At 33.0% G+C, this 24,803-nt stretch carries 28 protein-coding genes and 1 pseudogene; 21 read left to right on the top strand and 8 right to left on the bottom strand.

The window, feature by feature from the left end:
• The first annotated feature begins 262 nt into the window (after positions 1-262).
• From SJY24_RS18370 to SJY24_RS18355, 4 genes are all read left to right on the top strand, one after another.
• Positions 263-1,294, top strand: a complete 1,032-nt coding sequence (locus SJY24_RS18370) for an alpha/beta fold hydrolase (protein ID WP_377865739.1) — start codon at positions 263-265, stop codon at positions 1,292-1,294.
• Between the two features lie 237 nt (positions 1,295-1,531).
• Positions 1,532-2,794 carry an MFS transporter gene (locus SJY24_RS18365; RefSeq protein ID WP_377865738.1) on the top strand — a complete coding sequence of 421 codons (1,263 nt, stop codon included), beginning with the start codon at positions 1,532-1,534 and terminating at the stop codon, positions 2,792-2,794.
• 56 nt (positions 2,795-2,850) lie between these two features.
• The gene (locus SJY24_RS18360; RefSeq protein WP_377865737.1) at positions 2,851-3,717 is read left to right on the top strand and encodes an ABC transporter permease subunit; all 867 of its coding nucleotides are present in this window, start codon (positions 2,851-2,853) and stop codon (positions 3,715-3,717) included.
• A 1-nt stretch (position 3,718) separates the two neighbouring features.
• Positions 3,719-4,720, top strand: a complete 1,002-nt coding sequence (locus SJY24_RS18355; RefSeq protein WP_377865736.1) for an ABC transporter permease subunit — start codon at positions 3,719-3,721, stop codon at positions 4,718-4,720.
• A gap of 44 nt (positions 4,721-4,764) precedes the next feature.
• On the opposite strand, the pseudogene SJY24_RS18350 reads toward SJY24_RS18355, so the two are convergent.
• Together SJY24_RS18350 and SJY24_RS18345 are read right to left on the bottom strand one after the other, a co-directional pair.
• Positions 4,765-6,466, bottom strand: a pseudogene (locus tag SJY24_RS18350) (pyruvate oxidase).
• An 81-nt stretch (positions 6,467-6,547) separates the two neighbouring features.
• Positions 6,548-7,285 carry a ZIP family metal transporter gene (locus tag SJY24_RS18345; protein WP_071734169.1) on the bottom strand — a complete coding sequence of 246 codons (738 nt, stop codon included), beginning with the start codon at positions 7,283-7,285 and terminating at the stop codon, positions 6,548-6,550.
• Positions 7,286-7,439: 154 nt separating this feature from the next.
• Here SJY24_RS18345 and SJY24_RS18340 point away from each other — a divergent pair, with 154 nt between their 5' ends.
• Positions 7,440-8,306: an MBL fold metallo-hydrolase gene (locus tag SJY24_RS18340; protein ID WP_377865735.1), complete on the top strand. Its 867-nt coding sequence runs from the start codon at positions 7,440-7,442 to the stop codon at positions 8,304-8,306.
• Between the two features lie 166 nt (positions 8,307-8,472).
• On the opposite strand, the gene SJY24_RS18335 is transcribed toward SJY24_RS18340, so the two are convergent.
• On the bottom strand, positions 8,473-9,414 hold the full coding sequence (locus tag SJY24_RS18335) for a nucleoside hydrolase (protein WP_377865734.1): 942 nt from the start codon (positions 9,412-9,414) through the stop codon (positions 8,473-8,475).
• A gap of 15 nt (positions 9,415-9,429) precedes the next feature.
• Positions 9,430-10,032: a DUF2441 domain-containing protein gene (locus SJY24_RS18330; protein ID WP_377865733.1), complete on the bottom strand. Its 603-nt coding sequence runs from the start codon at positions 10,030-10,032 to the stop codon at positions 9,430-9,432.
• Positions 10,033-10,143: 111 nt separating this feature from the next.
• On the opposite strand from SJY24_RS18330, the gene SJY24_RS18325 reads away from it, so the two are divergent.
• The 12 genes from SJY24_RS18325 (at position 10,144) to SJY24_RS18270 (ending at position 17,377) form a co-directional block, all read left to right on the top strand.
• On the top strand, positions 10,144-10,380 hold the full coding sequence (locus tag SJY24_RS18325; RefSeq protein ID WP_377867325.1) for a hypothetical protein: 237 nt from the start codon (positions 10,144-10,146) through the stop codon (positions 10,378-10,380).
• Positions 10,298-10,747 (top strand): DUF2798 domain-containing protein, encoded by a 450-nt coding sequence (locus tag SJY24_RS18320; protein ID WP_377867273.1) that lies wholly within the window; start codon positions 10,298-10,300, stop codon positions 10,745-10,747. Before SJY24_RS18325 ends, SJY24_RS18320 begins: the two co-directional genes overlap by 83 nt.
• Before the next feature lie 178 nt (positions 10,748-10,925).
• Positions 10,926-11,351, top strand: coding sequence for a DMT family transporter (locus SJY24_RS18315; protein WP_377865732.1), 426 nt, complete (start codon positions 10,926-10,928; stop codon positions 11,349-11,351).
• Between the two features lie 18 nt (positions 11,352-11,369).
• Entirely contained in the window at positions 11,370-12,062 is a 693-nt protein-coding gene (locus SJY24_RS18310) for a Crp/Fnr family transcriptional regulator (protein ID WP_377865731.1), read from the top strand.
• A gap of 19 nt (positions 12,063-12,081) precedes the next feature.
• Positions 12,082-12,552, top strand: coding sequence for a DMT family transporter (locus tag SJY24_RS18305; RefSeq protein WP_377865730.1), 471 nt, complete (start codon positions 12,082-12,084; stop codon positions 12,550-12,552).
• Positions 12,553-12,633: 81 nt separating this feature from the next.
• Positions 12,634-13,527 (top strand): alpha/beta fold hydrolase, encoded by an 894-nt coding sequence (locus SJY24_RS18300; RefSeq protein ID WP_377865729.1) that lies wholly within the window; start codon positions 12,634-12,636, stop codon positions 13,525-13,527.
• An 81-nt stretch (positions 13,528-13,608) separates the two neighbouring features.
• Positions 13,609-14,136, top strand: coding sequence for a GNAT family N-acetyltransferase (locus SJY24_RS18295; protein WP_377865728.1), 528 nt, complete (start codon positions 13,609-13,611; stop codon positions 14,134-14,136).
• A gap of 287 nt (positions 14,137-14,423) precedes the next feature.
• The gene (locus tag SJY24_RS18290; protein WP_098453070.1) at positions 14,424-14,807 is read left to right on the top strand and encodes a DUF3796 domain-containing protein; all 384 of its coding nucleotides are present in this window, start codon (positions 14,424-14,426) and stop codon (positions 14,805-14,807) included.
• Positions 14,776-14,976, top strand: coding sequence for a helix-turn-helix transcriptional regulator (locus SJY24_RS18285; RefSeq protein WP_000172689.1), 201 nt, complete (start codon positions 14,776-14,778; stop codon positions 14,974-14,976). The genes SJY24_RS18290 and SJY24_RS18285 overlap by 32 nt, the downstream gene beginning before the upstream one ends.
• Before the next feature lie 595 nt (positions 14,977-15,571).
• A complete protein-coding gene (locus tag SJY24_RS18280) occupies positions 15,572-16,072 on the top strand; it encodes a sigma-70 family RNA polymerase sigma factor (protein ID WP_098665655.1) in 501 nt (166 codons plus the stop codon).
• The gene (locus SJY24_RS18275; RefSeq protein WP_377865727.1) at positions 16,062-17,084 is read left to right on the top strand and encodes an anti-sigma factor; all 1,023 of its coding nucleotides are present in this window, start codon (positions 16,062-16,064) and stop codon (positions 17,082-17,084) included. The genes SJY24_RS18280 and SJY24_RS18275 overlap by 11 nt, the downstream gene beginning before the upstream one ends.
• On the top strand, positions 17,066-17,377 hold the full coding sequence (locus tag SJY24_RS18270) for a hypothetical protein (protein ID WP_377865726.1): 312 nt from the start codon (positions 17,066-17,068) through the stop codon (positions 17,375-17,377). Before SJY24_RS18275 ends, SJY24_RS18270 begins: the two co-directional genes overlap by 19 nt.
• A 157-nt stretch (positions 17,378-17,534) precedes the next feature.
• Here SJY24_RS18270 and SJY24_RS18265 read toward each other — a convergent pair whose 3' ends face one another.
• Entirely contained in the window at positions 17,535-18,356 is an 822-nt protein-coding gene (locus tag SJY24_RS18265; protein ID WP_377865725.1) for a class I SAM-dependent methyltransferase, read from the bottom strand.
• 33 nt (positions 18,357-18,389) lie between these two features.
• Positions 18,390-18,830 carry a MarR family winged helix-turn-helix transcriptional regulator gene (locus tag SJY24_RS18260; protein ID WP_377865724.1) on the bottom strand — a complete coding sequence of 147 codons (441 nt, stop codon included), beginning with the start codon at positions 18,828-18,830 and terminating at the stop codon, positions 18,390-18,392.
• Positions 18,831-19,375: 545 nt separating this feature from the next.
• Here SJY24_RS18260 and SJY24_RS18255 point away from each other — a divergent pair.
• Together SJY24_RS18255 and SJY24_RS18250 are read left to right on the top strand one after the other, a co-directional pair.
• Complete coding sequence (locus SJY24_RS18255; RefSeq protein ID WP_377865723.1) at positions 19,376-19,783, top strand: GNAT family N-acetyltransferase; 408 nt, start codon at positions 19,376-19,378, stop codon at positions 19,781-19,783.
• A 66-nt stretch (positions 19,784-19,849) separates the two neighbouring features.
• Positions 19,850-20,503: an MBL fold metallo-hydrolase gene (locus SJY24_RS18250; protein WP_377865722.1), complete on the top strand. Its 654-nt coding sequence runs from the start codon at positions 19,850-19,852 to the stop codon at positions 20,501-20,503.
• A gap of 132 nt (positions 20,504-20,635) precedes the next feature.
• Here the strand turns inward: SJY24_RS18250 and SJY24_RS18245 are convergent, their stop codons facing one another.
• On the bottom strand, positions 20,636-21,253 hold the full coding sequence (locus tag SJY24_RS18245) for a TetR/AcrR family transcriptional regulator (RefSeq protein ID WP_377865721.1): 618 nt from the start codon (positions 21,251-21,253) through the stop codon (positions 20,636-20,638).
• A gap of 120 nt (positions 21,254-21,373) precedes the next feature.
• Between SJY24_RS18245 and SJY24_RS18240 the strand changes: the two genes are divergently transcribed.
• Entirely contained in the window at positions 21,374-23,605 is a 2,232-nt protein-coding gene (locus SJY24_RS18240; RefSeq protein WP_377865720.1) for an MMPL family transporter, read from the top strand.
• A gap of 46 nt (positions 23,606-23,651) precedes the next feature.
• Here SJY24_RS18240 and SJY24_RS18235 read toward each other — a convergent pair whose 3' ends face one another.
• The gene (locus tag SJY24_RS18235) at positions 23,652-23,834 is read right to left on the bottom strand and encodes a DUF4021 domain-containing protein (RefSeq protein WP_100062088.1); all 183 of its coding nucleotides are present in this window, start codon (positions 23,832-23,834) and stop codon (positions 23,652-23,654) included.
• A gap of 302 nt (positions 23,835-24,136) precedes the next feature.
• On the opposite strand from SJY24_RS18235, the gene catA reads away from it, so the two are divergent.
• Positions 24,137-24,781 carry a type A chloramphenicol O-acetyltransferase gene (catA, locus tag SJY24_RS18230; RefSeq protein WP_377865719.1) on the top strand — a complete coding sequence of 215 codons (645 nt, stop codon included), beginning with the start codon at positions 24,137-24,139 and terminating at the stop codon, positions 24,779-24,781.
• Positions 24,782-24,803: the final 22 nt, after the last annotated feature.

Raw genomic sequence — 24,803 nt, 5'->3', positions numbered from 1 at the left:
GAGTCCTTGTTTTGACAACAAGGACTCTTTTCTATATTTGTAATACATTGTGATCAAGTCTTTCTATAAATAATATATTGAAAATTAAGAAAATATTAAGAGTTTATATAGCGGAAAGTTAAGAAGTGTATGGGATATTAAGAATGTGCAAAAGATCAAGGTGAAATTGGAAAGTGCAATTGTTGTACATTTATATTTTTTTAGGGTAGTTTTACAGAACTAAATTGATATTTTTATAAATTTAAAAGAAAGGAAACTACTTATGAAGATGATAAAAAAATTAATAAAACTAATTGGAGTCATCACTATACTATTATTAATCGTAGCACTAATATTTCCTACATGGACATCGCAAATAAAAGGGAAAAACAGTATAAGTACATTAGAGCAAGTAGAGGTAAATGGAAGTGGTCATGAAATTATGATACGCGGAAAAGATAAGAACAATCCGGTTATTATTTTTGTACATGGTGGACCAGGTACTTCAGAAATACCATATGCTCAAAAATACCAAAACTTATTGGAGGAGAAATTCACAGTTGTTAATTACGATCAAAGAGCGAGCGGGAAGTCTTATCATTTCTTTGAAGATTATTCGAATCTTACATCAGATCATCTTGTAGAAGATTTATTAGCTATGACAGATTATGTTTCAAAACGCCTTGGCAAAGAAAAAGTAATATTGGTTGGTCATTCTTACGGTACATATATTGGAATGCAAGCTGCCTATAAAGCCCCTGAAAAATATGAAGCATATGTTGGAATAGGGCAGATGAGTGATACAGTAGAAAGTGAAATGGATAGCTTAAACTATGTGATTGAACAGGCACAAAATGCGGGGAATACAGATGAGGTTTCCTATTTAAAAGGGTTAACCGAAAAAATTAAAAATGGCGATATATACACTCCGCGAAATTATGTTGCGAAATATGGTGGAACATCAAGGCGCATTGAAAATCCAGATGGTGATAACATGGGGATGTTACTCAGTAATGAATATAACTTTTTAGACGTAATTCGTTATAACGTTGGATTATCACATTCTCAAACTGTCTTATTAGAAAAGGATTTAAAGAATCCATTGCCTACTAAGGTGACTAAAATGAAGCTACCGTTTTATTTCCTTATGGGGAAATATGATTATAACACTTCATTTCATGCAGCAAAGGCATATTTTGATACGATTGAAGCAGATCAAAAAGAATTTATTTCTTTTGAGAAATCAGCTCATTATCCACAATTTGAAGAGAAAGAAAAATTTTATAAGTGGATGTGCGATACATTCATAAAATAAACAAAGTATATCCGGATTTTAGAGAATTAAAAAAGTTAGCGAGACGTAAAAAGATCTTAGCTACATATCATTACGTGAAGCGAAGTTAAATAAAAAGACTCTTGTATAAATGACAAGAGTCTTTTTATAATGTTCTCTATATAGAAGGAAAAGATTGGATAATGATCGAAAAATATAATATAACTTCCGAGAAATGACTGAAATAATACTATTTTGTCGAGGGAAAGGATATTACGTATGAAAGAAATGCTACAGTTATTTCGAAACAAAGTTTATGCACGCTTTTTTTTAGCGAATATTTTAGAACGCCTTGGTTCTATGATTGCTGGAATTTCTTTAATGTTTTACTTGTTAGATCAATACGGAAAACAACCAGTTTACGCAACGATGACGCAAATTATGATTGCATTACCTGCACTAATCTTTTTTTTATTAGTAGGGACAGTAGTGGATCGGTTTGATAGACAACGTATTTGTACGGTAAGTAATATATGTTGTTCTCTCTGTAATATTGGAATTCTAATTTCGCTTTATTACGGGATGATTATACTTGTGTTTATATTTTTATTTTTGGAAAATGCATGTATCCAATTTTTCTCTCCATCTGAACAGGCTATGATACAGGGAGTAGTAGAATCAGACCAATACGGTGCAGCAGCAGGTATTAATCAAATGGTAACTAGTTTGTACGCTTTATTTGGTGTAGGGATTGCGACGATGGTATATTGGACATTTGGAATTTACGGGAGCATTTTAGTAAATACGTTCACCTTTATTGCGAGTGGTATTTTGATTCAAACGATCTCAATTCCAGAAAAAGTTCGTTTGCCAAACGGTAGAACAAAATGGAAAGAAGTTAATCTAAAGATGTTAATAACAGAGTTTAAAGAGGGGATTAGATATATATACCAAAATGAAACTTTAAAAAAATTACTTTTAGGATTTATCGTATTTGGACTATTAAATGGTATTTTAAGCGTATCCACTACTTACATATTAAAATACAAATTAGCACCAGCATCGTATGAAAGTTTAGCGATGGTGGGCGGTGTAGTTGGAGGAATCTCATTACTAATTGGAAGTATAGTAGCAACGAGTATAGGTAAGAAATATGCACCAAAATCTATTATTGTATTTGGTATGGCGGGATCAGGAATCTCCTTCGGTATGTGCTATTTTGTAAATCATGTTTGGTCTTTTTATGTATGTATCGCTTTAGCGACTTTCTTTTTACCGTTTATTAATGTTGCAATATCTGGCTGGATGTATGAAATTGTAGAAGAGTCATTCATGGGACGTGTTCAAAGTTTACTTAGTCCATTAACGACAGGATTCCAGCTGTTATCTCTCGGTGCGATAGCAATGTTGTTCCCAAAATGGATTGGTGCAGATACATTGTATATTATTTTATTTGGTTTATTATTATTTGTTACGTGTTTATATCAAGCTATTTTACCTAGTGGGAAGAAGCAAGTGCAGGGTATAGCTGAAGAAATGTAACATATGTAGGTTTTTGATTTCTGAATATTCTATCGAAAGGTAAGGAGGATAGAGTGATGTTGATGCGAGTTGCTAAATGGTGTGGGATTACTTGTTTACAACTATTAGCTGCAATCTTATGTATAATCTGCCTAGGTGCGCTCCCTCGGTTATTTAAGGGATTACAAATTGATTTAATCGGTTTTTGGAGCACAGTTGTTTTTCTTGGAGAGAAGTTACTTCAACCAGGTGGAATTACGTATGGATTTCGGAATTCAAGAAAGTTATTTCCTCAAATATGGATTCATTATGTAGAGACAATGTTTGTATTTATTTCGGCATTTATACTATCTTTACTCATTGCGTATTTTATCGTTGTGTGGGTATTACAGCGCTCTCAATCAAAGCAACGTATGTGGAATGGGATTTTCGTCGCACTTGAAAGTATTCCGGACATTTTATTAATTTTATTATCTCAACTTCTAGTAGTAATAATCTTTCAAAAGACAGGTTTTATGCCAGTGAAATTTGCAGGACTTGGAGAGGAAAGGGCTCGCCTGTTACCAATACTATGCCTTACTTTACCTACAACATTATTATTTATTAAGTTACTACTATTACGTTTCAGAGAAGAATTAGAGAAAGATTATAGTATATTTGCTAAAAGTAAAGGGCTTAGTTTACGACATATTTTAACACATCATATTTCAAGAAATGTCTTGTTAACAACAGTCTATTATGCAAAAACAAATATTTTATTTATGTTATCAAACTTATACATTATTGAATGGTTATTTAATACGTACGGCATGTTTGTTTTTGTAAAAGAAAATTCCAAATTAGAAATATTTACAGTTAGTTTAGTTATATTATACGTACCGCTTTTTATACTATTTCGTTTATTACATACGCTTTTACAAAATATTATAAAGGAGCGTGTGTAACATGTGGCAACTTGTAAAAAGAGATGTAAGATTTTGGTTTGGTGTTACTTTTTTAAGTGTACTTATGATTGTTAGTATTGGGAATACGTTGTTTTTCGATGGGAACATTCGAGAACTAACGATGTTGTATAACGAAAAAGGAGAATTAGAGGCTGCTCTGTTTTCGCCATCGAGTAAATTTTGGTTCGGAAGTGATGACAAAGGTCGCGATCTTTTCCAGTTAATAATAGAAGGAGCAAAATGGACTGTAGGTGCGAGTATAGTTATTGCAGTTTTACGTGTAGGGATTGGGGGAGGCATTGGTTTATTACTTGGTATGTACAGTAAACGCTCATTTCCAGTTATCTCATCTTTTTTTGATCCATTCAGTATCGTGCCAATGGTTATGATTTCCTATTTTATTTTAAAGGAAGTTTTAATGTTCGACAGTGGAGAGGCAGCTGCTCCGTTTCATTTGCGAGTTGCGTTTCAAATTATAGTTCTTGCATGTCTTGCAGTACCGACAGTTATGTTGTATGTAGCGCAAGAAGTAAAACGTATTAAGAATGAAGAATTTATGTTGGCGGCCACTGTGCTCGGCGGGAGTAAGTGGCAGAGGTTGAAACGCCATGTATGGCCGCATATGCTACCATCATTTCTTTTATTAGTAGCCCAGCAATTTGTAAGTACTTTATTACTCCTCTTGCATCTTGGTTTGTTAGAATTATTTTTTGGCGGAACAATAATTTTTGGCACAGAAGCAGATAGTGTAACAAAAGAGTGGACAGGTTTAATCGGACAAAACTTCCGTCACTTAACTACACATACATGGATTGTACTTATTCCGATTGCTTTTTATAGTATGACAATTTTGTCAGGAAATCTGATTAGTAATAGTATGCAAGATGCGATTAAACTAGGAAATTTAAGAATGCCGAAGAGGAAGGATAAAGAAGTGAAAGTAGAGAAGCAGGTACAACCTACTATGAATGATTTTTCTTTCTATAAAGAGGTACAAAAATAAAAAAAGATAGCTGAAGACAATTTGTTTTCAGCTATCTTTTTTGTTTAAAGTGGTGGTAAATCAATCTTACCTTCTTCAAATAATTCTTTTATCATATGTTTCGTATAACCAGCTGCTTGACCAAATGTGATTTTTGCTGGCATTGGTGCTTCATTTACATCTACAACTACATCAATAATGCATGGTTTACTTTGTTTTACCGCATTTTCAAAGGCAGGAAGTAAGTCATCTAAATGTTCTACACGGTATCCAATACCACCGCACGCCTCTGCGTATTTTGCGAAATCAGGATTCGTTAAGTCTGTACCAAATTCAATATTACCCATAACCTCTTGTTCGAATTTAATCATAGCAATTTTATTATTGTTTAATACAACAACAACGATTGGTAGTTTATATTTAACAGCTGTTACGAAGTCGTTCATTGTCATTCCAAATCCGCCGTCACCACAAACTGCAAACACTTGTTTATCTGGGAAAGCAATTTGTCCAGCAAGTGCACCAGGTAAACCGCAGCCAAGTGTTGCAAGCCAGCTAGAAATGATAAATTTCTGGTTTGTCATACGGAAGTGCCTTGCTGTCCACACTGTTACATTTCCGACATCGACTGAAAGAATTGCATCATCTTCGGCTACTTTCTGCAGTGCATGCATAACTCGCTGTGGTTTAATTGGAGTCGAAGAATCTTCTTCTTGATTGTGTAATTTTTCTTCCCATTTTTTCATCATTTCTTGATGATGCTCTAAGAAGGAATGGTCCTCGTGTTTTTCTACATTTTCAATTAACCATTTTAATGTTTTATCAGCATCACCAGCTAAGCCGATATTCTGTCGTATAACGTTTCCCGATTTGTGCGGGATCTGTATCAATATGAAGTGTTTTTGCTTTTTCGGGTAAGAAACCAGTGAACGGATAAGAAGTGCCCACCATAATTAAAGTATCTGCATGCTTCATTGCTTCATAAGAAGGTTTCGTCCCGATTAATCCCAATCCACCGATACAAAGAGGGTGTTCATCAGGAACAATTCCTTTAGCTGGTAATGTAAGTACGATTGGAGCGCCAATATGTTCTGCGAATGCAAGTAAAGATTCTCTCGCATGTTTTGCACCTTTTCCAGCTAAAATAACGGGTTTTGTCGCTTCATTTATTGCGAGTTTCGCTGCATCTAAATCTTCTTTTTGCGGAAATAGCTCAGGCAATGTAAAAGAAGTGTTTGTAATACGAGCACCATTTTTTACTTCGAATTTCGGAACATCATCTGGAATAGTAAGAACGGATACACCTTTTTTCGTATATGCCATACGAATCGCTTGATTGACTACAGCAGGTAGTTGTTCAGCTGACATAATACGCTGGTTATAAACCGCGACATCATCAAACATTCTTTCTAAGTTTACTTCTTGGAAAAAATCCGTTCCGAGTAAGTCGGTTTCTACTTGTCCTGAAATTGCTAGTACAGGAGCTTGATCGAGTTTGGCATCATATAAACCGTTTAATAAATGGATAGCCCCAGGTCCTGCAATAGCCATACAAACACCAAGTTTTCCTGTTAATTTCGCATAGGCTGCCGCTGCTAACGCACCAGCTTCTTCATGGCGAACTTGAATAAATTTAATTTTATCTTGTTTTTTTCTTAAAGCCTCAATTATTGAATTGATGGAATCTCCAGGCATACCATATATGTGTTCTACTCCCCAGTCAATTAATAAATCAACTAATGCTTCACCGGCTGTTTTTCCAAACATAATTGTTCCTCCTTATAATAGGTAGATACTATTATGTTTTGGAGAAAAAGGAAAAATATACAAATGATAAAATTTTTAGCTTTAATGATGACCGGCGAATAGTGTAAATACTGTTATTAGTAAAAATCCACTAATTGCCCACGTTAGAAATGTAAGGAAAGAGAGCTGTTTCTTAGCTTTCCAAAGCATTTCGTGAATTGTGACATAACCAAGTGAACCGATAGCGCTTCCCATAATGAGTCCTTGTAAATGAAGAGCTTTTCCTTCCATCAAAATTCCAAAAACCGTACCGGTACCGAGAATAAGAGAAAGTAATAAAGTTGTTAATAGAAATGAAATATATTTATGCTTTGTAAAGAGGAAGGGGATAATTAAAGCTAATCCTTCTGGAATATGGTGAACGACGATTGCTATTAAAAAGGGAATGGCAGAGTCATTATGATTTATAAAAGCTGTACCTAGCGCAAATCCACTCGGTATATTATGAATAAATATAGCGAAAGAAAGAAACAGGAAAGTTTGCCATGCTTGTTGATCTTTCTTATGTATATTCGGATGATGGCAATAGTTATCTAATAAGCTCATAACTAAAATACCGATAGCTATCCCAAGTATAGGACCTATTATTTCATAGCTTGAAAATGTTTCAGGAATAATTTCAAGTGATAATAAACCAAGTAAAATCCCACCACATAATGCGTATAAGCGATGCATCTTTTCTTCAATTAGTTGACGTGTTGCAACTCCAACAGCGCCTCCTAATAGTAACCCGCCGAACGAAAAAAATGTTACAATCATTGGAATCCATAATCGTTCCATCGTATCACACTCCGATTCTTCCACTTATTTTTAGCTTACGAAAAGGAAAGTTAGATTAGTCCAAGTAATTGTGTTTGGTTATAGAGAAAAAACTAGCAATTCGTTATAATTTATATATTGAATTTAAGTGGAAAGATGAAAAGGGGAACTAATTATGCAGCAAATTAAAAAAATAGGAAACTCATTTTGGTATATGACACCTGTTTCTGAAACAGATAGACCAATATTAGGGATGGTCGTTGGAAAAGAAAAAACTTTAATGATTGATGCAGGGAATTCAGAAGAACATGCACAATTGTTTTTAGAAATGCTAAAAGAACAGAATGTATCAAATCCTGATTTCGTAGCATTAACGCATTGGCATTGGGATCATATTTTTGGATTGCCTGTACTACAAAATGTATTAACTATTGCACATTCTGAAACGAAAAAAGAGATGCAGACACTAGTTTCATATAAATGGACAGATGACGCGTTGGACGCAAGAGTAAAAGAAGGTACTGAAATTGAATTTTGTGCGGAATGTATCAAAAAAGAGTTCAGTGAAAAACCAAGAAATATTAAAATTATTCCTCCGACCTTAACGTTCGAGGACCAACTTGAATTAGACCTTGGTGAAGTAACATGTGTGTTAAAGCATGTGGGCGGAGATCATGCACATGATTCCGTTGTTATGTACGTTAAAGAAGAAAAGATTTTATTTTTAGGAGACTGCATATATGCAGATATTTTTTCTTCGAAATGGAACTATACGACGAAACGAACGTTTACATTAATAGAAGAATTAGAGAAATTTGATGCTGAAACTTATATTCTTTCTCATGGAGAAGCTATAGACCGGGCTGAATTTTTACAAGAAATTCATTTACTAAAAACAATAGGAACTTATACAGAAGCTCATAAAGGCGATGAAGAGAAGATAAAGGTAGCGTATAAAAGAGAGCTAGATAGAGAAATAAATGAGGATGAACTAGAAACAATAACGTTTTTTGTAAACGGTTATGAAATGATTAACCTGTAAACCGCAACTCTAATCAAATAGCATTAAACTGCACAAAAAGAGTATTGAAAGTTAATTCAATACTCTTTTTAATAAGTAAATATTAAGCCGCAGCCAATTTGAAGTTTTTTGTAGGCTCATCATCTGAAGTTATACGACTTTATTTATTTTTCGTATAGATAGAATTTCAAGTAGAAGCTTTCTTTGCTAATTCAGTTATATAGTTGAAAAATACATCACGTTTTACATCATAAACGACATTTACAGGTCGCCCATCATCAGTTTCCACTGTACGCCCTTGGCTAGGTCCGTATGTATGAACAATACTATTAATCGTTTGTACCTTTGCAAGATCAGCTTTCCCAACAAACGCAGCAGTTAATACATCCCATAGGTAGTAGGTAGAGTTAGTTGAGAAGTGAACGAGAGGAGGAACCATCGCATAGCATTGACCAAGGAAATCAACACCAATATACTTACGCTCTTTTGCCCATTGTTCACGTATGTCTATAGTTAGCGGAACCTGGTTTGTACTTTCTAGAGTTACTAAATCAATGATTATATTAGCATTCCAAACACGAGCTACTGCTTCGGGATCCCAAAATGAATTCCACTCGGCTGTTCCGTCATGTTCCGGCTCGTGTACATTGCCTGCAGTACGAAATGTACCGCCCATCCAAACGAGACGTTCAATTTTATCTTCGATTATGGGAGCTTCATACAATGCACGAGCAAGGTCAGTTAGGGGACCTGTAAATAATAAAGTTGTTTTTCCATCAGTTTGTAGAAGAGTTTCTATTATATGATGATGTGCAGGTTTAGCAGCTACAGGTGTTACAACTTTTCCGGACTCATTTAAAATGGGTAAAGCATCAACATAAAATGCATGCATCCGCCAGTCTTTTGGAAATGGATTTTTCCCACGAGAGTTTGATGCTGCTACTTCAATATTACTTTTGCCGAAGCGATCGATAATTTTACGACTTGCAGACATTGCTGGTTCTAAATAGCAATCTGCTGGGATAACAGATACACCAGTAAGTGCAATGCTTTCCATTTGAAGTAATAAAAATAATGAAATTAAATCATCTACACCACCATCATGATTGAAGTACACTTTTTTCATCATTTTAATCTCCATTCTTTAAATTTTAATTGATGAAAAATCATCAATAATTTCCACCACTTCAATCTCCCCATTAATGAGTAGTTCAGGAAGATCATTTTTAACATTTCCTTTCCAATACTCTTTAGCTTGTTCGATTTTTTGAGAGAAAGAGATACCATCTTCCTTCGGTAAAAGAGTTCCGTCACCTTCAAAAGAACTACCAATCACTCGTAGTTTAACAATCTGTAAAACTTCTCGATTGTAAGAATCAAATAATGCTTTCCATTTCAAAGCATCTTCATAGCTTTTGGAAGCATATAAGCAAGACAACCTTGAAGGGTATTCAGGATATTCTTGCAGCCTAACCATTTCTACAATCGTTTCTCTAACCGCTCTTATTGTTTGATCCATATAATTCATAACTACTTGAGTATTTTCATTATTTATATGTAATCCGTCACTTTTATAATGATTATTTAAAATTTTTATGCCATCTTCACCGTTAGAATTTAATTGTTCTCTTTCAAAAAAGAAGTGATATAGAGTATTAGTTTGATTTGTATCAAATTGAATGATTTGTCCGATTTTCATTTCTTTCCTTGTAACGATGTGATATGCGTAAAATTCTGATTCATTCATGGGTATCCTCCTAGTAGTAATTATTGAATATTGTAATGTTAAATTTAGTAATTCAACATTGAAATATATAAAACCTTTATAAGTAAAGAGCTATAAAGTAGGGGGATTTGAGTGAAGAGTGAAAAAAGTACATATGAGCGTTTTAAAAAAGTTCACAAAATGTTCACTTACGAAGAGGTTTCCAATATCGATATAATGACAAAGACTCGAAGAGAAGGGATGATGAAAATTGCCAACAACAAGAAAGGAAAACCTCCAATTTGGCATGATGATGTGCCTAGGGATGGTTATCGTAATGACATTTTACAATTTATTAATGAATGGAGCAGGAGGGCCAATTCATTTTAAGGAGATCACATTAGAACTAATTATTGGATTTATTATTGCGCTATTAATTGAAATATGTATTGTTGGGCCCTGTGCGAAAAAAATTGTATTCGCGTTACCGTTTGATAAATCAAAGAAAATTAATATTATCGTTGCGATGGCGACAGTAATGGTAATTGGGATGGTTTTCTTTATGTCATTTTACGGAATGGCTTTGATGTATTTACATGGTGGACTACACGGAGATTCGTTTGTTTCCATTTATTTTTCAATCTTTATGAGGAACTTTATTGTAGCGTATCCATTACAATTAATGATTATGGGGCCACTTGTGCGTTTCTTATTTGGAAAGTTTGTTTTGAAGAATAAAGGTGTTAATGTAGCATAGTTTTAATTATTAAAATACTATATATAAATAAAACATTTTAAACACATCTCACATTTTTGAGATGTGTTTTTTCTTGTTGATTCTAGTTATTTTCAAACTGATGTGACATTTGTCCTTTTGCCTTTATAGGATTATAGCTTTTAATTAAGTCAGAAATAAAAGATTAGGAGATGATTTTTTGAAAGGTATTATATTTGCTGTTTTTGCGGGTGTATTTATAACACTTCAAGGAACCTTTAATGCGAAACTTAGTTCAGATATAGGTATATGGTCGACGAGTATTATGACGCATTTAATTGGGTTTCTCATTGCAATAACTATATTTTTGTTAAAGAAAAAAGAGAAAGTAACGGATTTAAAGGGCGTGAAAAAAGTATATTTAGTAGCTGGTGCACTTGGTGGCTTGATTATTTGCGCAGAAACAATGGCGATATATTCAATGGGAGTTACATTAACAGCTGGAACACTTATGGTTGCTCAATTATTAACAGCTACTGTTATTGAAATGAAAGGATTATTTCATATAAAAAAGATACAAATGGAGAGATACCATATTGTGGGAACAATAGTAATGATTTTAGGTATTGTTGTGTTTAATAGGTAAGGAAAGAAGGGACTGTAAGTGGATAATAAATCAGACTTAATTATTCAATATTTGAAAGCTTATAATTTGCTTGAAATTTTTTCAGGAATAAGTACTGACAATTTTCAAGTAAATCATTTTGAAAAAGGCAAGCTTATTTGCGATAAAGATGATGAAATTCATCGTTTATATTTTGTTGTTAAAGGTAAAGTAAAAGTTTACACGATTACACCAGAAGGAAAGAAACTAATCCTTCGCTTTATCAATCCATTAGCAATTGTTGGTGATATTGAATTAATACAAAATAGCAAAGCACATAATGTTGTTGAAACTTGTTCAGATGTTGTAGCAATCTCCATTACTAATACAGTTATTAGAAATAAGTTATTACATGATCCTATATGTATGAACTTCTTGCTTGAAAACATTGCGAACACGTTAAAAATATCGACTAGTTTTACAGCTCTAAATTTACTTTATCCGGTAGAAGTACGTGTAGCTAGTTATTTACTTTCGATTTCAACGGATAGTAATGGGCATATGTATAAAGAGGATTTAGATTCAACTTCTGTATCAAGTATTGCAGATTTTATAGGTGTAAGTTATAGGCATGTAATTCGAGTTTTACAAAAATTTTATAGTGAAAAATTAATTGAAAAGAATAATGGAGTTATTGTAATTAAAGATTTTTCTAGAATGAAGGAAGTTGCTAAAGATAATATATATGAGTAATGAAGGGGAGAGAAGGATTATGATTGGATTTAGTTTAGCTATATTAGCTGGAATATTAATTAGCTTACAATCTGTTTTTAATACGAAAGTGAATGAAAATGTAGGACAGTGGTTAACAACTGCATGTGTTCTTGGAATAGGTCTCATAAGTTCTGTTTTATTTTATATCATTACAGAGAAAAGTATAAGCGTTAACTTTTATACTACAAATTATTTATTTTATATAAGTGGATTGTTTGGTATCGGATTAATTATTTGTATAATGGGTGCAATAAAGAGTTTAGGTCCAGCTTATACGGTGCTCATTAGCCTTATTACTCAATTAGTTGTTGCGTTATGCATTGATACATTAGGATTGTTTGGAATAGAGAGAGTACCTATACAAATAAATAAATTAATTGGTATAGGTCTATTAATTGTAGGGGTTGGAATTTTTAAAAATCTTTTTTCGGATAAGAAAGTTAGTACTATAAATGAGGATAGGGCCTAAAGAATTTAAAGGAAATAGGTGTTAATAATTAGAACATATACATTTAGATTGTAGTAAATGAGCGATAAGGAGAGAAAATAAGTGATTCAGTACATGTTGGAAGATGGTGTACATTATTTGAAAATCGATGGGATTCAGCATTGGTGTAAAGTTGCAGGGGCGGCTCATAATACAGTTCCTCTCATTATTGTACATGGAGGTCCAGGCGGTAATCATTACGTATTTGAGAGAACTCTGGGAATGAAATTAGAAGAATATTTAACGGTAGTTTATTATGAACAAAGAGGATGTGGGCGTAGCGAGGCACCTCAAGATGACAATGACTATTCTATAAATACTTTAGCAGAAGATTTAGAGGAATTAAGAAAGCGATTAAATATAAACAAGGTAAATTTGTTAGGATATTCTTTTGGTGGACAACTTTGTTTAGAGTATGCTTTAAAATACCCAGAAGAAGTTGAGAAAATGGTATTACAGGCACCATTATTAGACGAATATGATGAAGTGTATAAGGTGCAGATAGAAGGGTTCCTAAAAGTAACGGAAGGGAAAATGAAAGAACAAATATCTATAATTAGTAAGTCGGAAATCTCCTTGAAAGAAAGAAATAATCAAGTCTGGAACATTGTTGATACTGAAATTGTTGATCGGCTATTGTTTAAAAATCAAGAATTTGCAAAGTTAAATCGTACTCTTTGGGAAGAAAATCATTTAAGTAATACAGGGAAGATGAGTAAAGTTATTTTTGAAACGCAATCAATTGTACCGCTTATTGAGCGTATTAATGGTTTGGAACAAGATACATGTGTCGTTGTTGGAGCGTATGACTATAATACTGGTGTGGAAATGAGTAAAATGATAACGAGTCATATGAAAAATAGTAAACTTATTATATTTGAAAATAGTGAACATTTTCCAGATATCGAAGAAACAGATAATGTATGTGAAGCGATTATAGAGTTTTTAGAAATATAGTATAAAAACAAAGAGAGGATTAATTATTGGAATATTGAATTATATAAGGTGTGAATTATTTATAGATGGGGAGGATGCAATATGATTGAATATAGAAAAGCAAGACTAGAAGATATGCAGGGGATTATTAAAATGTGTTCAGATGGCTATAGAAATACATACCCAGGTTTGTTGCCTCAGCAATACATAGAAAGTACGATTAAGGAATTTTACAATGAAGACAGAGTGAGAAATGAAATATTAAATATTAATCACGAGTGGAATGGTTGGTTTGTTGCAAGTGATAATGGAGAAATACTAGGTGCTGGTGGAGGTGGCTTCACTGGTAAAGAAACAGCAGAGTTATTTGTAATATATTTAAATCCAAATAGAAAAAGAGAAGGTATTGGCACAGAATTACTTTCTATTATTACAAATGATCAAATTGAACGGGGTGCAAAGGAACAATGGGTTTCAGTTGCAAAAGATAATTTTATGGGAATCCCGTTTTATGGAGCAGTTGGTTTTATATATCAAGATGAAAGACCTTTATATGGGCTTCCTGTAAACGAAGATTTCACATCTATTCGATACAAACGTGAGTTAGCAAGCAGCTTAGTTAAAAAATAGGAACAAAAAGCCCTTTTTTATATGAGGTCTTATTTGTATAAGCGTAAGCGTCAAATATTCCAAACCTACAATTTGTTAAGAAACAAGAGGCGATTGAAAAACCCTTCGCTAAGACAAAAATACAATAAGCTGCCCGTATGGACAGCTTATTTACATAATTATCGAAAGCGGAAGTTAAAAGTATTGGTTTGAAACAAAGATATACCGTTTCAATTCCTTTTTATTTCGCTCTTTATGTGATATATTTATCGCATAAAGAGCGAAATATATCACAAAGGAGATCTTATATGAAGAATAAATTAGCTTACTTAGGGTTTATTGGCTTTTTAGGTTTTTTGGCACCTTTCTCATTTTTAAGTGAAAATTCGTTTTCGCCTCACTACTATTTCCTTTTCTTTTTCTTTTTTTTATACGCAAAAGTTATACCAGATGAGCTTTTTATATTGCATGTTCGTATCGCCGCTACAAGGGCATTTTTTGTAACACTAGTATTTGGTAGTATATTACTCTTAAGTGTTTCTATTTTTGAAAATGTACATGTAATTCGTTTATTTTTTGGACTTTCAATTTTAATACCGTTAGGAACTTTTCTAATTAATTTAGAAATATTTGAACGTAGAGAAAAGAAAGGGATGCAGGATGACGTTGATTACTCGGATGAAAGAATATAGGGTAAAGTTAAATATGTCCCAAGGAGATTTAGCTAATAAGGTTGGAGTTAGAAGAGAAACAATTGGTAATCTCGAAAACGGAAAATATAACCCTTCATTAAAATTGGCTTACGATATTGCAAAAGTTTTAAAAGCACCTATTGAAGTGTTATTTTGGTTTGAAGACTAGTTTAATTCTAGTACAAGTGAATACAAGAGAAAAAATGATAAATGTTCTATTCATGCTCGGTTAACATAACGTCTCATTATCGGTAGCAAGAAAAAGGCGAATCCCTACTTTCAAGAGGAATTCGCCTTTTTCTTTTTCTATAACCCTATTCATCTTTTTATACATTCCTATCATGGTGCGGTTTTAGGGTTCTCGTTTGTTACTGAATGAGCCGTAAAAATGTATAAAATCTTGCATGCTCTTAGCGTGGGTTTTTCCCTAAATACTGGATGAACCCTGTAAAGTAGTATTCAATTTTTTTGATGAATATAGAGCGACCTAAATAAAAGGAGCCTCTATCGAAAGTTACTTAGTAATTTTCGATAGAGGCTTTTACTTATAATACTTAATTGTAGTTTTATATCTTTAACTTCGCGGTCGTTTTTCTTTTTTAAGGAATTTACAGTTATAACATCTCATATTTTGTTTATAATTGTAAATAGTTATCGAGATGTATAAATGTTATTTCTTTTTTAATAAATAAAAAATATAAAAAGGAAAAATAATGCAACTTTATAACGCGCTTATTCGTGTTATATATGAAAGGAGGAGGGGGATGGAAATTGAAGAAATATATAAGGTTTATATAAACGATGTGTACCGGTATTTATTTTCCCTTTCTCGTAGCCATCACGTAGCGGAGGACTTGATGCAGGAGACTTTTTATCGGGCGTATCTTTATCTAGAAGACTATGAAAACCAAAAGGTAAAATCATGGCTTTTTAAAGTGGCATATCATACGTTTATTGATTTTGTTAGGAAAGAGAAAAAAGTAGCTTTTGTAGGAACGGAGGAATTAGAGAAAATACAAGCAGGTGAATCTACAGAAGAGTACGTAGTCGCAAAAAATAGTTACGAGAAATTAATTCAGATTATTCATACTTTGCCTGAGGTAGAGGCACAAGCTATTTTATTATGTGACGTACATCAATTAACGTACGAAGAGGGTGCTTCTGTATTAGATTTAAAGTTAAACACGTATAAAAGTCACATACTTCGTGGGAGAAAGAGATTAAAACAATTGTTAAAGGAGGAAAAGTGTCAAAATGACAAATGATAAACCTCATTCTGAAGAAGAAGGTTATAAAGAATTGTTACAAGAAGCTCTTCATCAAAGGCCTGCTTCTCTTCCTGATGGAAAACAGGAGCAAGTGTTGAAAATAGGAAAAAAAAGAGCACGTATCACGAATGTTTTGATTGTATTTACTTTTTTATTACTTATCCAACCTATTTTATATGTATCTACACTCGCATACTATGCATTTGCACCTACAAACGCAATGGAGATACGGAATGTAGTAAAACAAACGTTAAGTGTAACGGAACCAAATGTATTTATGAAAGAAAGGGACATGGAGCAAACATTGTTACCGCTTAGTTTACAATTGCATTTTGATTTGTATAAAAGGGTAGGAAAGAAAGATATTCGAATAGGCAAAGAGAAAACATATTATTTATTAAGTAAAGCAACGAAAGTAAGCCGTGAATATACAATAGATGAAAAAATTCCAGAAGTCCCATATATAGATAACGAGGTATTATCTCATCCTAATAATTATAATGTGTCTTATAATAGTAGCGAGGAAGCTCAGGTATTAAAAGGTCTTCCACAAGAATCTGTAGTAGAAGCATTTGTATCTTTTAGAGAATTATTAAGTGTACAAGAGGTAAAGAACATGTTTCCTACTATTGATATTGTTTGGTATGCCGTGAATACAGGATTAGAGGAGAAGCAAAAGAATGATGAGGGTCAGTATGTTGCCCCAATTGGCTTTCCAACAGATCTGATTTCAAGTCCAAGTGGTCCTTTTTTAAGTGACTCACCTCATGAGGAGCAATTTATTGATGTGTTAAAGTCATTACGGAAGCATGAAGATTTAGCGGCGAAGCTATCTAGAGCGAAAACATTAGAGTTGTCAAAGCGTATTTCTTTCCTTGAAAAAAATGGGATAAAAACATACGGGGCAGTTGTAACTGGACCTAAAGGAGAAGTTGAAAAATTGATGAGCCATGAAAAAGTTAGAAACTTGAAAGTAGGTGAAGCAAGATTATGGAATTGGCATTCTTAAAAAAAAGAAAGAGTCAGATTTATAAACAGGAAACGTGGATGGGGATTATTTCATTAATAATTGCCTTTCTAGCGTTATTGTATTTGAACATTACATTGCTTATTCAAGAAACATTTATAGGCGAAGGTTTTCGAGAAATAGTTGGAGCTGGATTGATGTGTTCAGTCGTAGGCATGCTCACAAAAAGCAAAAGTCGAAAATATGCATTGTGGGCATGTAGTTTATTTGTTTTTATGATACTGTTTGCTATATTTGGATTTATGTTAGGTTGGATGATAAGCTTTACGCCATAAATATGTGGAAAAGAGCGAATGTAGATTCGCTCTTTTTTAATGTGTAAAAAGTAAAATAGATAAGAGAAGAACCTATCAAATTTGAAAGGAGAGCACTATGCATCTAGGCTGTGGTTTTGTTGATATGTTTTCCGCTCACGTATAAGCTATAGATTTATCATTTTTCAAACCGTAAATGAACGAATTTCAACATCTTTATTAAATTTACAATCCGCATCATAATTCGTGTACTTCCATCCCAATCTTTATTTGTAGGTATATGTTTAAAGAAAGGGGAGCAGCTTAATATTTTTATGTTAGAAGACCACTTTTCTATTGCCTTTGGATTATTTACGTGAAAATACATCATAGCGCCGTTATTTCCAGATTTTTTTACAGTAGCATTCGAAAGTGTCAGCGCGAACTTTGATTCAGCATCAAAATATAACTCTCCTCCATGAAAACGTTTTGCCATAGCGACAATTATCTCCTTCAGATCTTCTTCTTTAAAGTAATAAAAAACACCGGCTGATATAAAAAGGATGCCATTCATTTCGTTAAACTTAATATCGTCAAACCAAGAAGTATCAAAAAATGATTTGGCAATGCTTATATTTCGTGGTGTATCTTCAATTAATGTTTTGCGAAAAGCGATCGCATCAGGCAAATCAAGGTTATACCACTGTATTGTACCGTTATCAACTCTTGAAAAAGTAGTGTCTAGTCCAGAACCGATATTTACTATAGTAGCATTCGGATATTTTATAATAAATTGTTTAATAGTATCGTCTATTTTTCTTGCACGGGCAATGTAAGTGATACATCCGTATTCGCCAAATGTATCTGCTATTTTAGAGAAATCAAAGTCGCATTCATTAATAATACGAATTGCTTCCGTATCATCTAAAATATCCTTGTTTTTCTCACTACCATATGCTCGTCCCCATAGGGGGATAAGCATAGTACCTTGAACTGATTGTAAATCTATTTCTTTAACCATGAAACATCCTCCGTTTAATAATAAACAATATATTTAGTCGTTATTTAACATTTTTGAGAGCATTTTATTTGTTTTATACAATCCGTAAGTTAAATCACATTGATCTTCTTCACTTAGCTTTTCGAGATTATGAGTGAAGTTATTATATATTTGTTTCCATCTCTCATAATGTACCTTTTCAGCTTTTTCTGTTAGAGAAATTAGTACGGCTCTTTTGTCTACTGTATCTTGTTTTTTTACAATATAGCCGTTTAGTTCTAAATTACGTACAGTTACACTTAATTGTTGTTTAGGTATGTTTAAATAACTAGCAATCATCTTTGAATTTACAGGTACTTTTTGTTGGGCGATATACTCCACTACGTGTTGTTCTAAATGTGTAAATTTAGAGGATTTTTCCGATAGTAATTTGAAAGTACCTGACATATTTAATAATAAATTCATGTATTCGTTTAATAATTCTTTATGGGCCATTGTTTTTGCTTCCTTTTTGGATTTAGTCATTATTTTATTACTATTTTAGCAGAAAATCAAATGTTTAAATTTATTATAGTAAATTAACATTTACTAATTTGTTGTTTTTGAAATTGTGTGGACTAAAGCAGAGGAGGATGAGAAGTGATTTTAGAAAAGGCGAATGTGGCCAAAAATAAAATATTACTAAATATACGTAACTAATGAATACAATGTCTTTTTCAGTTATTATGTTGTAAATAATTTTATGATAAAATCTTTTACATAATGAAATAAAGGGGTAGTATTCTATGGGTTATTTCTCAAATGGTTTATTAGTTTTGTTCGTTCTTATCGTATGTAGCTGCATAATTTTCGGGTGATAATATAGTGATAAATTTATATAAAAGAAGTTATCTCAGGTGAGGTAACTTCTTTTTATTTTATGTTGAGAAGGAATTCCATTTTTCTTATTGAAGTGTGTTCAAGTTAAGTTGATGAGGGTCTAAAATTTGTAATAGAGTAATGTAAAAGAGGATACAAATAAATAGGATAGGGAGGCGTTTATGAAACCTAAAATAAGCTACACAATTGAACATCCAACAAATTTCAATGAATTATTAGCTTTATATGAATCTTTAGGATGGAATTCTCTAAAATTAACGGCTAATGAATTGGAACAAATGTGTAAACAAAGTTGGTATGTAATATATGTTTTTAAAGAGAAACAATTAATAGGTATGGGGCGTGTTATATCCGATGGTGTAATAACGGGGGTTATTTGCGGTGTATGTGTATTGCCAGAATATCAGTCCATTGGCATTGGAAAAGAAATAGTGGGACGATTAATCCAGCACTGTGAACAAAACAAAGTTATTCCCCAACTTATGTGTGTAGAAAATCTGCAATCTTACTATGAATCTATAGGGTTTGAGGCATTCTCTATTGGAATGACAAAACATATTATAAGATAGCGGGGCTTTATATTTTCGGTGTACTCGTACATATTTTCAAACTTCATTATAAAGGAGAATTGCTGTATGGAGATTGCTAAAGGAGTAGAAATGCTACACCTTGAATTTCAAGAATTTATTATTCACCCAACTCTTTTATGGGATGATGAAATGGCAGTATTAATAGATACTGGCTTCCCTGGACAAATTGAAGATATAAAAGTAGAGATGGAGAGAGTTGGGGTATCTTTTGATAAGTTAAAAGTCGTCATTTTGACACATCAGGATATAGATCATATAGGGAGTCTTCCTGAATTATTGAAGAACGGTGTAAGTAATATTAAAGTTTATGCACACGAGTTAGATAAACCTTATATTGAAGGGGATTTACCATTATTGAAAGGTGCACATTTAGAGAACCTGCCAAAAGGAAAAGTAAGTGAAAGTGTGATTGACGGTCAAGAACTTCCATATTGCGGTGGCATTCGTATTATCCATACCCCAGGGCACACTCCGGGTCATATCAGTTTATTTTTGAAACAAAGTAAAACTCTTGTTGCCGGGGATTCAATGTACAGTGTGAATGGAATGTTAGGAGGAATTCATGCCCCAACAACTTTAAATGTTAAGGAAGCACAGCAGTCTTTGAAGAAGTATTCAAATCTAGATATTGAATCCGTAGTTTGTTACCATGGGGGATTAAGTAAGGGAGATATAAATGCACAAATTCAAAAGCTGTAGACAAGAATGTATTATTAATCAGTGCTAACGTACAATCTAATTGCTAGTATATAAATAAAACCCTTAAATTAATAAAGAGCAGGTTTGAAGAAATTTCAAACCTGCTCTTTATTAAATATAATCAATTTAATTTTAATGACTTAACCCATTCCAATAAAAAGAAACGATTTCTTTTGCTAATTCATCTATATTTGCAAGAATAGGATTGTGATTCTCATCTTTAAAATTCCCGATTGATAATAAAGCTACGAAAGCATGGGCAGCTAATTTTGGATTCCCTTTAGGTATTTCTTCAATATGCATCGCATTAGCAATTGATTTTTCCAATACTTCATACATGTTATCTTCGGCATTTTTTAGTTCCTTTAATTGCTCTGCAGATAACGCTAGTTTTGCATCTTTCATAAAGTTCTTCATATCAATATCCATCGTTGCGTGTAAGTATACTGTAGCAAAGTCCAATAATCTTTCTTCCAAATTCTTATTTGTAGAGAGGATTTGATCCATATTTTCTCTTATTCGTACCATCATTTGAATCATAGTAGCGGTAAATAAATCCGCTTTTGTTGAATAGTAATAGTAGACGGTTGCTTTTGTAACACCACATTCTTTCGCGACCTCATCCATCGAAACAACTTGATAATTTTGAGTGAGAAATAACCTAGTTGCAACTTCTAAAATGATTTCTTTTGTAGATTTTGTATTTTTATTTTGACGAGGCCTTCCGAGAGGACGTTGCTTTTGTTCCAACTACATTCGCTCCTGACATTTATGATTGAGATAATTATAACATAATTTTTAATCATTCTTGATTAATTAACTGACCAGTATATATAATTAATATTGGAGGGGAAAGAAAGGTGGGTTTTTATGAAAAAGCACCCGTTACATATGTTAGGGAAACTTGTAGCAGGGAAGAATACGCAATGGATAACATTATCGGTATGGATTCTTATTACATTAGTACTTTCATTTACGTTACCACAAGTAAATAGTAAGAAAGAGCCGAATCCGAAAAATCTACCTGAAACAGCTATGTCACAGCAAGCTGAAGCACTTATGAAAAAAGAGTTTCCTAATAATGCAGGAAATCCGTTGCTAGTGGTATGGCATAGAGATGGTGGATTACAGTCAAAGGATTATAAACTCATACAAGACGTTTATAAAGAATTAAAGGCCAGTCCTTTAAAAGAACAATCAACATTACCACCATTTGATACAATTCCAGAGCAAGTATTATCAAAAAGCGCATCAAAGGATGGTACATCATTTGTTACACCGGTATTCTTTAATAAATCTGCTGGAACGGATATATTAAAAGGTAATCTGGAGGATTTAAGAAAAATAGTAAATAGTAAGGTGGATGCCGATCCATTTAAAGAAAAAATAACTGACTCCGGTTTACATGTTCGATTATCTGGACCTGTAGGAATTCAAACGGATGCGGTTAGTTTATTTAGTCAAGCAGATGTGAAATTATTAGTTGCTACCGTATTACTCGTATTAGGTTTATTAATTTTATTGTATCGTTCACCAATTTTAGCAATTTTACCTTTACTTGTTGTGGGCTTTGCATACGGTATTATTAGTCCTACACTTGGTTTTTTAGCCGATCACGGATGGATTAAAGTAGATGCCCAAGCGATATCAATCATGACAGTATTATTGTTTGGTGCTGGAACGGACTATTGTTTATTTTTAATTTCGAGATATAGAGAGTACTTGTTAGAAGAAGAAAGTAAATATAAAGCGCTGCAACTTGCGATTAAAGCATCTGGCGGGGCAATTATAATGAGTGCCTTAACTGTTGTACTTGGATTAGGAACTTTATTACTTGCTCAGTATGGTGCCTTTCATCGATTTGCAGTACCATTTAGTGTTGCTGTATTCATAATGGGGATTGCTGCTTTAACAATTCTTCCGGCATTTTTATTAATTTTCGGCAGAGTTGCATTCTTCCCGTTTATACCGAGAACAACTTCGATGAATGAAGAGTTTGCAAGAAAGAAAAAGAAAGTAGTAAAAGTCAAAAAATCAAGAGGCCTATTTAGTGAAAAGCTTGGAGATATTGTAGTACGAAAACCGTGGACAATTATAATGCTAACCGTATTTGTATTAGGTGGATTAGCTTCATTCGTACCGCGCATTCAATACACTTATGACCTATTAGAATCATTTCCAAAAGATATGCCTTCACGTGAAGGGTTTACGTTGATTAGTGATCATTTTTCGGCTGGTGAACTAGCACCTGTAAAAATTGTTGTTGATACGAAAGGAAAAGAGCTTCCTATTAAACAAGAAATTGAGAAATTTTCTTTTGTAAATACAGTGAAAGAGCCAAAAGAGGGAAAAGAAAATAAACAAATACAAATGTATGAAGTTTCTTTAGCAGAGAATCCTTACTCAATTGAAGCATTAGATCAAATCCCTAAATTGAAAAGTAGTGTAGAAAAAGTACTAAAAGATACTGGGATTAGTAATGCTGAAAATCAATTGTGGATTGGCGGAGAAACAGCGTCATTATATGATACAAAGCAAATTACTGAACGTGATGAAGCGGTTATTATTCCGGTTATGATTAGTATTATCGCATTACTTTTACTCGTGTATTTACGTTCAATCGTTGCGGTGATTTACTTAATTGTAACTGTCGTTTTATCATTCTTCTCTGCATTAGGAGCTGGATGGATATTACTTCATTTTGGTATGGGAGCTCCAGCAATACAAGGTGCGATACCGTTATATGCATTCGTATTTTTAGTTGCCTTAGGAGAAGATTATAATATCTTTATGGTTTCAGAAATATGGAAAAACAGAAAGAAACAAAATCATCTAGATGCAGTGAAAAATGGTGTTATACAAACAGGAAGTGTCATTACATCCGCAGGTTTAATTTTAGCAGGAACTTTTGCGGTGTTAGGTACGTTACCAATTCAAGTTTTAGTTCAATTTGGTATTGTGACCGCAATTGGAGTATTGCTAGACACATTTATTGTAAGACCACTACTTGTACCGGCAATTACAGTTGTTTTAGGTCGCTTTGCTTTTTGGCCAGGGAAACTTTCAAGAAAGAGTGAAGAAATACAAAAAGTGGATGCATAGTTAAAAAAGCCGAGGATATTTTCCTTGGCTTTTTTAATGTAGTTCATTAATTTTTTGAAGTCAAATCATCAGTTACAGTGTGATCAGCATCTTCAATGGTTGTTTCGGGCATTCCATATAAGCCGTTCATTGCTTGTTCTTCGCTAGTTAGATTTGCAGTATTATTATTTTGAATAGATGTAGTATTTTCGATAACATTTTCTTTTTTATTTACATTTTTATCATGCATGTTTGAGTCCTCCAAATGTCATTTGATTTATCCCGCATTAACGGGCAGTAAGACCTCCACCTCAAAATTCGGCGAAAACAAAGAAGTTAGGTGGGGGATGAAGTGCCCTCTACTGATTAAAGTTTCACTTTATTAATAGTATGTGGATGGATTTCAAGAAATATGTGAATGGATTTTTGCAAATGTTATATAATTAAATAAAAACGTGAGGATAAATTTAAACTATAAGGAGTGAACAAGTGTGGTGAAAACAAGGAAATTAGCCTTCTAAAATAAAAATGAAATTTTAGGAGGCTAATGAAATGAAGTTTCATGTAATTGACAGGGAAAATTGGAATAGAGAGCAGTATTTTGAACATTATTTAAAATTAAAGTGTTCGTTTAGTATGACAGCGAATGTTGATATTACGATGATGCTAGAGGAAATACATCAAAAGGAAATTAAATTTTATCCGACTTTTATTTATGTAATTTCTAAAGTGATAAATAAACATACAGAATTTCGAACATGTTTTAATGATGAAGGAGTTTTAGGGTATTGGGAGGAAATGATACCTAGTTATACAATCTTTCATAAAGATGATAAATCTTTTTCAAGTATATGGACGGATTATTCTAGCGATTTCCACATTTTCTATAAAAACTATGAAGAGGATATGAGATGTTATGCTAATGTTCATGGTTTCTTCACGAAAGAAAATATTCCGCCAAATATTTTTCCGATTTCTAGTATACCTTGGACTAGTTTTACAGGATTTAATTTAAATATTAATAATGATGGTGATTTTTTATTACCAATTATTACTTGTGGGAAATATTTCAATGATGGAAGCAGGGTTATGCTACCTGTTTCATTGCAAGTACATCATGCGGTTTGTGATGGATATCATGCGAGTCGATTTATAGAGGATTTACAGGAGCTAGCTAATACTTGTAACCTTAAGTAATATCTAATTATTAATTATATAA

The organism is Bacillus sp. R86525 (assembly GCF_042466195.1).
Lineage (GTDB): Bacteria > Bacillota > Bacilli > Bacillales > Bacillaceae_G > Bacillus_A > Bacillus_A nitratireducens.
Note: the sequence above shows the minus strand (reverse complement) of the source record. Positions and strands in the feature narration are given on the sequence as shown.